The 12,402-nt window shown below is 35.9% G+C and carries 10 protein-coding genes and 2 tRNA genes; 8 read left to right on the top strand and 4 right to left on the bottom strand.

All coding sequences use genetic code 11. From position 1 onward, the window contains the following. The first annotated feature begins 16 nt into the window (after window positions 1-16). The 7 genes from AB3I20_RS09500 to gor all read left to right on the top strand — a co-directional run bounded on the left by AB3I20_RS09500 (window position 17) and on the right by gor (window position 7,066). Window positions 17-90: transfer RNA gene (locus AB3I20_RS09500), tRNA-Pro, on the top strand. Between the two features lie 54 nt (window positions 91-144). After that, a tRNA-Arg gene (locus AB3I20_RS09495) sits at window positions 145-218 on the top strand. Between the two features lie 145 nt (window positions 219-363). Beyond that, a complete protein-coding gene (locus AB3I20_RS09490; RefSeq protein WP_067484428.1) occupies window positions 364-831 on the top strand; it encodes a CtsR family transcriptional regulator in 468 nt (155 codons plus the stop codon). 6 nt (window positions 832-837) lie between these two features. Next, window positions 838-3,324, top strand: coding sequence for an ATP-dependent Clp protease ATP-binding subunit (locus AB3I20_RS09485; RefSeq protein ID WP_368027216.1), 2,487 nt, complete (start codon window positions 838-840; stop codon window positions 3,322-3,324). Window positions 3,325-3,495: 171 nt separating this feature from the next. After that, window positions 3,496-4,419 (top strand): peptidase U32 family protein, encoded by a 924-nt coding sequence (locus AB3I20_RS09480; protein WP_368027215.1) that lies wholly within the window; start codon window positions 3,496-3,498, stop codon window positions 4,417-4,419. A gap of 19 nt (window positions 4,420-4,438) precedes the next feature. Then, complete coding sequence (locus tag AB3I20_RS09475; protein WP_095803882.1) at window positions 4,439-5,683, top strand: U32 family peptidase; 1,245 nt, start codon at window positions 4,439-4,441, stop codon at window positions 5,681-5,683. A gap of 36 nt (window positions 5,684-5,719) precedes the next feature. After that, window positions 5,720-7,066, top strand: coding sequence for a glutathione-disulfide reductase (gor, locus tag AB3I20_RS09470; protein WP_368027214.1), 1,347 nt, complete (start codon window positions 5,720-5,722; stop codon window positions 7,064-7,066). A gap of 64 nt (window positions 7,067-7,130) precedes the next feature. On the opposite strand, the gene AB3I20_RS09465 is transcribed toward gor, so the two are convergent. The 4 genes from AB3I20_RS09465 to AB3I20_RS09450 form a co-directional block, all read right to left on the bottom strand. Further along, on the bottom strand, window positions 7,131-8,117 hold the full coding sequence (locus AB3I20_RS09465) for a polyprenyl synthetase family protein (protein ID WP_368027213.1): 987 nt from the start codon (window positions 8,115-8,117) through the stop codon (window positions 7,131-7,133). A gap of 21 nt (window positions 8,118-8,138) precedes the next feature. Continuing rightward, entirely contained in the window at window positions 8,139-8,705 is a 567-nt protein-coding gene (locus AB3I20_RS09460; protein ID WP_071869254.1) for a Gx transporter family protein, read from the bottom strand. Window positions 8,706-8,716: 11 nt separating this feature from the next. Further along, entirely contained in the window at window positions 8,717-9,127 is a 411-nt protein-coding gene (locus AB3I20_RS09455; protein WP_067484449.1) for a NusG domain II-containing protein, read from the bottom strand. 99 nt (window positions 9,128-9,226) lie between these two features. After that, window positions 9,227-11,161 (bottom strand): NAD(P)/FAD-dependent oxidoreductase, encoded by a 1,935-nt coding sequence (locus tag AB3I20_RS09450; protein WP_067484452.1) that lies wholly within the window; start codon window positions 11,159-11,161, stop codon window positions 9,227-9,229. A 276-nt stretch (window positions 11,162-11,437) separates the two neighbouring features. On the opposite strand from AB3I20_RS09450, the gene pplA reads away from it, so the two are divergent. Beyond that, the gene (gene pplA, locus AB3I20_RS09445; RefSeq protein ID WP_067484454.1) at window positions 11,438-12,370 is read left to right on the top strand and encodes an extracellular electron transfer flavoprotein PplA; all 933 of its coding nucleotides are present in this window, start codon (window positions 11,438-11,440) and stop codon (window positions 12,368-12,370) included. Window positions 12,371-12,402 lie beyond the last annotated feature (32 nt).

The raw sequence follows: 12,402 nt of genomic DNA, 5'->3' as shown, positions 1-12,402 counted from the left end.
AGTCTTTTTATTTTTTCGGGAAGTAGCTCAGCTTGGTAGAGCACTTGGTTTGGGACCAAGGGGTCGCAGGTTCGAATCCTGTCTTCCCGATTTTTTTATTGATTTTTTATTAAATTTGTTTTATAATTTTTATTAATTGAATATGCGCCCATAGCTCAACTGGATAGAGTGTTTGACTACGGATCAAAAGGTTAGGGGTTCGACTCCTCTTGGGCGCGTTAATACGGAATAGATTATTCCGTATTTTTTTTGTTCTAAAATAGTATTTTATTGAAACTTTTATTAACTAAAGGCATTCTCCTTTCATTCTTTGTTTAAATTAGCTATAATTAAGGTCAATATTAGTCAAAGGGAATGAAGAAGATGGCACATCAAAATACCTCGGATTTAATTGAGTCATATATAAAAAAAATTCTAGAAGAAAATGAAATGATTGAGATTCGAAGGATTGAAATGGCAGACCTCTTTAACTGCGTTCCTTCGCAAATAAATTATGTTATAAATACTCGTTTTACTATCCAACGCGGTTATTTAGTAGAAAGTAAACGCGGCGGTGGAGGCTATATTAGAATTGCAAAAGTTCGAATTTCTGATAAGAGACATATGTTGGACCAAATTAATCAGCTATTCGATGAAACGATTAGTGAAAAAGATTCATTTTCAATTATCCAAAAACTATATGAAGATAAGATGATTACAAAAAAAGAAGGAAACTTAATGCTTAGTGCTATTGCAAAAAGTACTCTAAATTACAGTGACTTAGAAGGTCATATTCGTGCTAGAATTCTACGATCTTTTTTAGAACGGTTAAGTTATGAAGATGGGAAGTGAAGATTGATGGAAGAACTTTTTAATGAACGGGCCCAAGTAGTTTTAGAAATTGCGCAAGATGAAGCAAAAAGATTAAAACACCAATCTGTTAGTTCTGAACATATTTTGTTAGCTTTAGTTTTGGAACCTAATGGAATTGCTGGAAAAGTTTTACGTGAATTAGGTGTAAATGAAACAGATATTTATGAAGAAATTGAACATTTAATTGGTTATGGTGGCGTAAATAAGTATACAGAAGGAATTTATCTCCCATACTCACCACGAATGAAACAAATTTTTGCATTAGCTAATAGCGAAGCAAAAAAAATGAATATTCAAAAAATCGGAACAGAACAGATTTTAGCTAGCTTACTAAAAGATGAGAGTATTATGGCTACACGCATTCTTATTAATCTAGGGGTCGATGTTTCTACTGTTCGCCAAATGCTTAAACGAAAAATGGGTATGAATGAAGGACCTAAAAATAATGCTAGTCGTCGGAGAAGTCCGCAAGACAAACGTCAGACCGTTAAAGGAACACCGACCTTAGATTCGTTAGCACGTGATTTAACTAAATTAGCGAAAGAAAATAAATTAGACCCTGTTGTAGGTCGTTCAAAAGAAGTGAAAAGAGTAATCCAAGTATTAAGTCGACGAACAAAAAACAATCCTGTTCTTGTTGGAGAACCTGGCGTTGGTAAAACAGCCATTGCTGAAGGATTGGCTCAGAAAATTATTTTAGGTGAAGTACCTGAAGAAATGCGTTCAAAACGCTTGATGATGCTAGATATGGGTTCTTTAGTGGCAGGAACAAAATATCGTGGCGAATTTGAAGATCGTATGAAGAAAGTAATTGACGAAATTTATAATGATGGCCAAGTTATTTTGTTTATTGATGAGCTACATACATTGATTGGCGCTGGTGGTGCTGAAGGCGCGATTGATGCATCAAATATTCTAAAGCCGGCATTGGCGCGCGGTGAACTTCAAACAATTGGTGCGACAACCTTAGATGAATACCAAAAGTACATCGAAAAGGATTCTGCTTTAGAAAGACGTTTCGCACGTATTCAGGTAGAGGAACCTTCAGCTGAAGAAGCAGAAGAAATCTTGCGTGGGTTACGTTCACGTTATGAAGAACATCATGGTGTAGCAATTACTGATGAAGCTTTACGCGCTGCAGTTACCCTTTCTGTTCGCTACATCAATTCTAGACAGCTTCCAGATAAAGCAATTGATTTGATTGATGAATCGGCAGCAAAAGTTCGATTAGATCAAACGAGTGATGTAAGCGAGTCAGTTGTAGTTAAAGCTGAGATTGACCGTTTAATTAGTGAGAAAGAAAGAGCAATTCAAAAACAGGATTTTGAAACTGCAGCTCATTTGCGCAACCAAGAAAAGAAAGCTACACAAAAGCTTGAAAAACTTTTGTTGATAGAAGAAAAAAATACAAGTGGTTACGCTAATCGAGTAACGGATGAAGATGTTGCAACAGTTGTGTCTGAATGGACAGGTGTCCCATTACAACAACTGGAGAAAAAAGAAAGCGACCGTTTGTTAGAGTTAGAAGTATTATTACATGAACGAGTAGTAGGACAAGACGAAGCGGTTAAAGCAGTATCTAGAGCAATTCGTCGAGCACGGAGTGGGTTGAAAGATCCACAGCGTCCAATTGGTTCATTCATGTTTCTTGGCCCAACAGGTGTTGGAAAAACAGAACTTGCAAAAGCTTTATCCGAAGTAATGTTTGGTAGTGAAGAATCATTAATTCGTGTAGATATGTCTGAATTTATGGAAAAATATAGTACTAGTCGATTGATTGGTTCGCCTCCAGGCTATGTTGGTTATGATGAAGGTGGACAATTAACAGAAAAAATTCGCCAAAAACCGTATTCAGTTATCTTGTTAGATGAAGTTGAAAAAGCGCATCCAGATGTTTTTAACTTATTATTACAAGTACTTGATGATGGTCATTTGACGGATTCAAAGGGTAGAAAAGTTGATTTTAGAAATACAATTCTAATTATGACATCGAACATTGGAGCGACACAAATTCGAGAAGAAAAAAATGTTGGATTTAACGTCCAAGATTTAACAAAAGATCATAAAGCAATGCAAAAAAGAATTTTGGAAGAATTAAAGAAAGCCTTTCGTCCCGAATTCTTGAACAGAATTGATGAAACAGTAGTCTTCCATTCTCTGAACAAAGAAGAAATTCGTGAAATTGTTCAAATTATGAGTAAAGCGATTGTAAAACGTTTAGCAGACCAAGATATTGAAGTGAAAATTACCCAAGCTGCAATTGATATCATTGGTAAAGCTGGATTTGATCCAGAGTATGGCGCTCGTCCAATCCGTCGTGCTCTTCAAAAAGAAGTCGAAGATCGATTGAGTGAAGCTTTGCTTAGTGGGGAGATTCATCTAGGTGATCGAGTAACTATTGGTGGTTCGAAAGGGAAAATCACTTTGAATGTTAGAGAACCGAAAGTTAGAAAGGAAATCGTTTCTGTCTGAATCTAGATTGGATAAATGACACAAAAATCAAAATTGATTTTTGTGTCATTTTTTTACTTTCTAACTAAGAAAACCAAAATATATTTTCGAAAATCCAACTTTAAATATAACGGACTATTGGAAAGTTTTTAGACCTATGCTACTATTATGAGGTTGTAGAAGGAGGTAACTATGATCGAAATCATAACTACTGTTGAATCATTTAACCAAGCAGAAGAATTACTAAAAGCAGGTGTTGATACTTTATATTTTGGTGAAGAACAATTCGGGTTACGTTTGCCGGCTTCATTTACTAGAAATGAACAGTGCGAATTAGTTGAATTAGCACATAAATATGGAAAAAAAGCGAATATCGCTGTTAACGGTATTATTCATCCAGAAAAAATGAAAAAGGTACCAGAATATCTTCAATTTTTAAAAGAAATTGGAACAGATGTCATTACGGTAGGCGACACTGGAATTATTTATACAATGAAGAAAAATCCAGAATTACGGTTGCCGTTTATTTATGATGGTGAAACACTGGTAACGAGTTCACGCCAAATTAATTTTTGGAGTAAAAAAGGAGCTGTTGGTGCTGTTTTATCGAGAGAAGTTCCTTTTGATGAGATGAAAGCAATGGCAGAATCACTAGCAGTTCCAACAGAAATTTTAGTATACGGTGCTACTTGTATCCATCAATCAAAACGACCACTATTACAAAATTATTATAACTATACACAACAAACAGAAGAAGTTGGACGTGAAAGAGGTCTTTTTATTTCTGAACCTAAGAAAGAAGAAACTCACTATTCGATTTACGAAGATAGTCATGGCACACATATTTTTGCAAGTAATGATTTGAATTTAATGAACGAGTTGGAACAATTAAATACTTATCATTATCAAACTTGGAAACTAGATGGTTTATTCACTTCAGGAGAAGCTTTTGTTGAAATTGCTAAGTTATTTGTCGAAGCAAAAAATAATATTTTAGCAGGAAATTGGAACGAAGGAATAGCAAACGAATTAACAGAGAAAGTTCGCAAGTTACATCCAGAAAATCGAGAATTGGATACAGGATTCTTTTATATTGATCCTACTTCAATCAAATAAGGAGTATGACGAAAGAAAAATGACAACCAAAAAGAAATTAAAACGTCCGGAAGTCTTAGCTCCGGCTGGAACATTAGAAAAATTAAAAACGGCTATTCATTATGGTGCTGATGCTGTTTATATCGGTGGAAATGCTTATGGGTTACGAAGTCGCGCGGGTAATTTTACTTATGAAGAAATGGCTGAAGGTGTTGCTTTTGCAAAAGAACATCAAGCAAAAGTTTATGTAGCTGCAAATATGGTTACGCATGAAGGAAACGAAGAAGGAGCGGGAGAATTTTTCCGTAGTTTACGTGATGTTGGTATTTCTGCTGTGATTGTCTCTGATCCAGCATTAATTGAAATTTGTGCAACAGAAGCACCCGGGTTACCAATTCATTTGTCAACACAAGCTTCTGCTACCAATTTTGAAACTTTGGAATTTTGGAAAGAGGAAGGTTTGGAACGAGTTGTTTTGGCTCGTGAAGTATCAATGGAAGAAGTTGCAGCTATTCGTGAAAATACGGACATTGAGATAGAAGCATTCATCCATGGAGCTATGTGTATTTCGTATTCTGGTCGTTGTACATTATCTAATCACATGTCGATGCGTGATGCAAACCGTGGTGGATGTTCACAATCATGTCGTTGGAAATATGGCTTGTTTGATATGCCGTTTGGTCAAGAACGTAATAGTTTAACAGATTCTGGAGAAATCGAAGAAGAATTTTCAATGAGTGCTGTAGATATGTCAATGATCGAACATATTCCTGAACTAATCGAAAACGGCGTAGACAGCTTTAAAATCGAAGGTAGAATGAAATCAATTCATTATGTTTCTACGGTTTCAAATGTTTATAAAGCTGCGGTAGATAGTTATATGGCTGATCCAGAAAATTATGTATGTAAACAAGAGTGGATTGATGAATTGTGGAAAGTTGCACAAAGAGAACTGGCAACTGGATTTTATTATGATACGCCGAGTGAGAACGAGCAATTATTTGGTGCGCGACGTAAAATCCCTGTTTATAAATTCGTTGGAGAAGTTTTAGCTTATGATACTGAAACGAAAATGGCGACAATTCGTCAAAGAAACTTATTTTCTATTGGGGATGAAATTGAGTTTTATGGTCCTGGGTTCAATCATTTTTATCAAACGGTAGAAGTTATGTATAATGAGGACGGCGAATCAATTGACCGTGCACCAAATCCAATGATGATTTTAACAATGCCGGTTGAGCAACCAGTTAAACCAGGTGATATGATTCGTAAAAAGAAAGAATAATGACCGAGGCAACTCGTCTTTTCTAGGAGGAACGAAATGAAAACCTATGATTATATCGTGATTGGTGGAGGATCCGGCGGGATTGCTTCTGCGAACCGTGCGGGTATGTATGGCGCGAAAGTTTTATTGATTGAAAGTAATGAACTTGGCGGAACTTGCGTAAATGTCGGTTGTGTACCTAAAAAAGTGATGTGGCAAGCAAGCACGATTTTAGAAACAATTGAGCGAGATGCATCAAGCTATGGAATTCAAGCAGATGTAACGAAGGTTGACTTTTCCGAATTAGTAGAAAAACGTCAAAAATATATCGACTTTTTACATGGAGCTTATCAGCGAGGATTAGACAGTAATCAAGTAGATGCAATTAAGGGATATGCAACATTTATTGATAGTCAAACAGTTGAAGTAAATGGTGAACAATACCAAGCACCTAAAATTTTAATTGCGACAGGTGGTCGTGCAAGTCAAATGAAAATCCCTGGTGGTGAATACGCAATTGATTCTAACGGTTTCTTTGAATTAACTGAGTTACCAGCTCGAACAGTTGTACTAGGTGCAGGATATATTGCTGCAGAACTTTCTGGCGTGTTGCAAGGGTTTGGTAGTGAAGTGATGTGGGCATATCGAAAAGAAAGACCCTTACGCACATTTGATAAGATGCTATCAGATAACCTGATTGAAATATACCAATCAGCAGGAATGAAGACTTTTGCTAATCATACAGCGGTTGAGATTATCAAAAATGAAGAAGATTATACAGTTGTTTTTGAGAACGGTAATACGTTAACGGGTGACTGTGTGCTTTTTGCAGGTGGTCGTGTACCTAATACTGAAAATCTTGGACTAGAAAATACAAATGTAACACTTACAAAAAAAGGTTTTGTTCAAGTTGATAAGTATCAAAATACAACAGATGAACATATTTTTGCTGTGGGTGACGTCATTGGGAAAATCGATCTAACACCAGTGGCAATTGCTGCTGGACGCCGGTTATCAGAGCGTTTATTTAATGACAAGAAAGATGAACATTTGGATTATAACTTAGTTCCGACTGTGATCTTTACACATCCACCAATTGCTACGATTGGTTTGACAGAAGAAGAGGCATTGGAAAAATATGGTGAAAAAGAAATCAAAGTTTATCGCTCACGTTTTACTCCAATGTACTTTGCACTGAGTGACTATCGTCAAAAATGTGAAATGAAACTGATTTGTGTTGGAAAAGAAGAAAAAATCGTTGGGCTACATGCTGTTGGTGTAGGTGTAGATGAAATGTTACAAGGTTTTGCTGTTGCCATCAAAATGGGTGCAACAAAAGCAGATTTTGATGACACAGTGGCTATTCATCCAACTGGGGCAGAAGAATTCGTAACTATGCGCTAGAAAATTCATAAAATAAAAAACGTTCAAGCAAAAAATCACTATTGATTTTTTTGCTTGAACGTTTTTAATTTGTTCTAGTCAAAATTGTTTGTGTTAAAGTTAATAAATTTTCTTTGGTTTGTTCAGTTGTTTGAGGTAATTTTTGAATATCTTTCAAAGCAGCATCGGTATATTTAGCAGCTAATCGTTGTGCGTGTTTAACACCACCAAATTCATGAACTAATTGTCGGACTGTGTTGACGTCTTCAAGATTCATATCTCCTCTTTTTTCTAAATAAGGAAGTAAGGCAGCCTGTTCCTTTTGCAAAGAATAAATCAATGGTAGTGAGTAGACACCTTGACGCATGTCTTCCAAAACCGGTTTACCAATTTCCTCACTGTCTTGTGTGTAATCTAAGATATCATCAATGATTTGAAAAGCAAGTCCGATATTTTTGCCAATTTCACCTGCTTTTTTAGCAAAATATTCAGATGTACCACTTTCATAGGCACCAATAAAACAACTCAATTGGAAGAGTTCAGCGGTTTTTCCTGAGATATTTTCTAAATATTCTTTTACAGATAAATTGTATTGATAACGGTCATCCATTTGTCCAAGTTCACCATCGAGTACTTTTTCCATACTTCTTGAGTTTAGTTGTAAACTTTTAAGTGATGTTGAGTAGTCTGATAATAACTTGAAACAACAAACAAATAAATAATCGCCCGCGTATACGGCAACGGTGTTCCCAAATTGATTACGTAAAGTGGGCTTTCCACGGCGTAAATCTGACTCATCAACGATATCATCGTGGATGAGTGTTGCTGTGTGTAACATTTCAATTGACGCAGCAAGCGAAATTGCTTTGTCACGATCACGTTCTGATCCAAATTGTGAAAAAAGTAATTGATAAGCTGGTCGTAATAACTTCCCACCAGCATGAATTGTTTCACGAATTGCTTGCTCGACAGGTTTATTTTTAAGATTGATGATTTGTTCCATTTTGGTTAACGTAGCTTCTAGTTCTAAAGCTAAAGTTGGGTAATTTTTCCACATTGGATGTAGATTCATAAAAAACTCCTCGTATAACGATTATTTTTTTAAAAACACTGGGCTCCATTTTTGTTTGGTTTCCCGTTCATAATCCAGTTGGAATCGTTGAAGTGTTTGGACATGCTGTAATAAATAATTTGCGGCAATACCAATTGCGATTCCAGATAAAATGCCAAAAATTGAAAGGACAGGTAGGTACAGCATAACTGTCCAAGATTGGGCAATAAAGGACGCAGTGACTAATTGACCTACATTATGCATAAAACCACCTGTAGCACTGATTCCAATAATGCTGACGCGTTTTGGCCCTAATTGTTTTATCAAAAGCATTCCAAAGTAACTCAATAAAGCACCGCTCATACTATAAAGAAAAGTTGAAATCGTTCCGCCAAGTAAAGTTGTTAAAAATAAACGCAACCAAATCAAGAGGAAACTATCTCTTTTTTTCATTGTAAAAATGGCTACAATGGTAATTAAATTTGCTAATCCTAATTTTGCACCAGGAGCAAAAGCAAACGGGTAAGGAATCATATTCTCTAATAAACCAATAATGACTCCTTGAGCCACGAGTAAGGAGATATAAATTAATTTTTGTAGTTTGCTCATAATTTTTCCAGCTAGTAAATCAAGCTGTCTGCCTCACTCCCGTCTGTTGATCGAACTTCAATCACTAATTTATGAGGTAAACAAACAATTGTCTCGCCGTTTTTCGTTACCCATCCACGACGAACACAAATTTGATCCCCACAATCTGCTTCTTTCATTCGTATTTTATCACCGGCAATCTCAATAATATTGTAGTCGCCATCTGCATCTGTATATGTGTAAGTATAGCTCTTATTTCCACTGATTAAAGGAAACGTTTTGATTTCTGTTCCATCTACGCGTAAAACAGCTTCTTTTTCTGCAACAGACTGACTTTGTTGACTCCCAAAAATAATAATTGGTAGAAAAGAAAGGACAATCAAAAGCATAATGATGAAAATATCCCATGGTTTGAGTAAACTTTTCTTGATAAAATCTTTCATTCTGTAATTGACCCCCTTGTTCCAGAATAACTGCTCCAATTTTAGCATAGGAACAAAAGAAAGTCCTAGGTTCCCCTAGAACTTTCTTCTAAAATCATTTTATTTTTCGCCGTAGCGAGCTTTTGGTCTACCATACCACCAACTACCTAGTGTACGTTGTAACCATGGGATAACCCAACGATCTAAACCAATTGCGCGACCAGAACCATTCATAAGTGCGAATGCTACAAAGATAAACCAAATGTTTACCCAATAGAACATACCTGATAGACAGAAAGTAATGACAAGAACGATTGTTGTTGCACTACATAACCATGTAAATAATCCTGCAATCAATGCTAATGCTAAAGCAATTTCGAAGAAGACCATGAATTTTTGGAAGAACATTGCAACGTCATTATTGGGCATAATAAATTGCATGATTTTTGTAAACCAATTTGGTGATTTTTCGATAACTGCCATTGGTTGTTCGCCATAAGCGTAACTTAAACCAAAGTGTGCAGCTTGTGTAGCTGTTTCTGCTGTTGCTTCACCAGCACCACTCGCAGCTGTTGTTGCATCACCGGCTGCTGATGCGCCACTTGCAACATCTGCAACGTTGTATTCCCATGTCCAAGGGAATACGCTATTTCCTTGGAACCATGAACCTTCACCAAACCAAGTGCTAGGTTTTAGTACTTCACCATCACCAACAATTTTCTTACCAGCTTCTATAAACCATACCAGTCCGTAGAAAACACGAAGAGGAACACTCCACAAAACATTTCCGTAACGTGAAGAATGTCCGCGGGCAACATTACGATCATCTTTAATGTGGAAGAACTCATGCATCAAGTATTGGAACATATAGTAACCAGAACGAATATCGAAGAAATATTTTAAGTTAACGATATGTTTCATAATGATAGCTAAAAATCCGCTTAAATGAATTTTATCAAATAAGTTTGCAACGCCCCATTTGGCTCCAATTGAAACCATAAATCCTTGATAATTTCCTTTGAATTTATGTTTCTCGCCGCCTTTAATAGAAGCGACGATGTTTGCAGCAGCAGTATGACCTGTTTGTTCAGCCGCTTGAACGATTTGAGGAGTTGGTGTATTTGGAAATTCTTCATAGAATACTAAATCACCAATGATATAAATGTTTTTATCTTCATATCCTTTAGCTTGCATGTATTCATTAGCAACTAGACGTTGGCCACGTGCTGTTTCAAGACCAAAGTCAGCAGCATCCGTTGTACCTTTGACACCAGCAGTCCAAATTAATGTGTGTGTTGGAATTTGACGTCCGTCTTTTAATTTAATGTGATCCGCATCCACTTCAACGATTGGTGAATTTAACAATAGTTCAACGTTGTGCTTTTGTAAGTAACGTTCTGCTTTAGCAGCGTCGTTACGATCAAGCATATTTAAAATTGTTGGCATTGCTTCAACAACCATTAAAGTAATTTCGTTTGGATCTAATTTATAGTCTTTTGCTAAACGAGCTTTCCAATCGATTAACTCACCAATCATTTCAATCCCAGTGAATCCAGAACCACAGACAACGAATGTTAGCATTGCTTTTCGTAAGGCATCATCTGGTTCAATTGCTGCTTTAGCAACAGTTGTTTCAATGTGTTCACGAATTTTTACTGAGTCTTCAAATGACCAAAGTGTGAATCCATGTTCCTTCACTCCAGGAGTTCCGAAATCATTTGGTTCACCACCCATACCTAAAATCAATTGATCAAATGGATAAGTACCTAGTTTTGTTTTAACAATTTTCTTTTCTTTGTCGATACCAATTACTGTATCGGTAACTAATTGCACATTTTTTTGGCGAGAGAATAAGTGTTGTAAGTCATATTGAATGGCTTCTGGTTCAACACGTCCTCCGGCAACTTCATGTAGTTCTGTCATCATAGTGTGATAAGAATGGCGATCAATCAAAGTGATCGTTACGTCTTCTTTTTTAAGTTTTTTTGCCAGTAATTTTGTTGCTGACACACCGGCATACCCTGCACCTACAACGACAATGTTTTGCTTTGTCATTGATAATCCGCTCCTTAGTAAACATTTCAGTTTGATAATTATTACACAATCATTTTACATTATATATACGTTATGTAAATTTGTCTAACTCCTTTTCCATTTTTTAATCAAAAGATTATTAAGCGCTTTTTTCACGAAAGTTACTGAAAGAAAACGATTTACATATTCATGTTATTTTTTTAAGAAAACGGTTGACTTATTGGTGTGATTCATTAGAATGTATAATGAATCACAAATTATTTATAAGAATTATAAAAAGGGATTGGTGGGTTAATAATGAAAAAGAATCGTTTTGTAACTGGATTTGCTGTTTTAGCGTTTTCAGCCTTGGTATTAGGAGCTTGTGGAGCAGACAACAACAGTAGTTCAGAAAGTTCAACTTCAGAATCTTCAGTTGCACAATCTTCACAAAGTTCAACAACTGAATCAACTGCAACTGTAATCGCAGGTGGAGAATTACAAGATGGCACATATAAATTAGAAGAAAAAAATTATTCAAATGGTTATCGTACCGTGTTCACAATCGTTGTTAAAGATGGAAAGATCACTGAATCAAACTATGACAATGTAAATGAAGATGGAAAATCAAAACAAGAAGATGCTGATTACAATAAAAATATGAAAGCAAAATCTGGTACAAATCCAGAAGCATTTATTCCTGAATTAAATGAAAAATTTGTTGAAGCACAAAACCCAGGTGATGTAGAAGTAGTAACAGGAGCGACTCATTCATCAGAAAGCTTCCAAAATTACGCTCAACAATTAGTCCAAGCTGCTCAAGCTGGAAACACAGAAACAATTGAAATTGATAATGGTGCTGACTTGAAAGATGGTACTTATACTTTAGAAGAAAAAAATGAAAAAAATGGTTACCGTACAACATTTGAATTAACTGTAGCTGATGGTAAAGTTACAAAATCAAACTTTGATTACATCAATGCAGATGGAAAATCAAAACAAGATGACGCTGAATACAACAAATCAATGAAAGAAAAAAGCGGAACTGCTCCAGAAACATACATCCCAGAACTAAACGAAGAATTAGTTAAAGTGATGAGTGAAGAAGACGGTTCACCAGCTGATGTAGAAGTAGTAACAGGTGCTACACATAGCTCACATTCATTTATTATGTATGGTCAACAATTGATCAATGCTGCTGAAAAAGGCGATACAACGACAATTGAAGTTGACAACATCGTAACTAAATAATTAAACAAGAAATGATGACGGGCTGATCACTT

Source organism: Enterococcus sp. C50 (assembly GCF_040887505.1).
GTDB classification, from domain to species: domain Bacteria; phylum Bacillota; class Bacilli; order Lactobacillales; family Enterococcaceae; genus Enterococcus_B; species Enterococcus_B thailandicus.
The sequence above is the reverse complement of the archived record's forward strand: the minus strand, read 5'-3'. Positions and strand labels throughout refer to the sequence as shown.

Coding starts and splice junctions, on each gene's coding strand:
- AB3I20_RS09490 (WP_067484428.1), top strand. CDS start 364: ATGGCACATCAAAATACCTCGGATTTAATTGAGTCATATATAAAAAAA.
- AB3I20_RS09485 (WP_368027216.1), top strand. CDS start 838: ATGGAAGAACTTTTTAATGAACGGGCCCAAGTAGTTTTAGAAATTGCG.
- AB3I20_RS09480 (WP_368027215.1), top strand. CDS start 3,496: ATGATCGAAATCATAACTACTGTTGAATCATTTAACCAAGCAGAAGAA.
- AB3I20_RS09475 (WP_095803882.1), top strand. CDS start 4,439: ATGACAACCAAAAAGAAATTAAAACGTCCGGAAGTCTTAGCTCCGGCT.
- gor (WP_368027214.1), top strand. CDS start 5,720: ATGAAAACCTATGATTATATCGTGATTGGTGGAGGATCCGGCGGGATT.
- AB3I20_RS09465 (WP_368027213.1), bottom strand. CDS start 8,117: ATGAATCTACATCCAATGTGGAAAAATTACCCAACTTTAGCTTTAGAA.
- AB3I20_RS09460 (WP_071869254.1), bottom strand. CDS start 8,705: ATGAGCAAACTACAAAAATTAATTTATATCTCCTTACTCGTGGCTCAA.
- AB3I20_RS09455 (WP_067484449.1), bottom strand. CDS start 9,127: ATGAAAGATTTTATCAAGAAAAGTTTACTCAAACCATGGGATATTTTC.
- AB3I20_RS09450 (WP_067484452.1), bottom strand. CDS start 11,161: ATGACAAAGCAAAACATTGTCGTTGTAGGTGCAGGGTATGCCGGTGTG.
- pplA (WP_067484454.1), top strand. CDS start 11,438: ATGAAAAAGAATCGTTTTGTAACTGGATTTGCTGTTTTAGCGTTTTCA.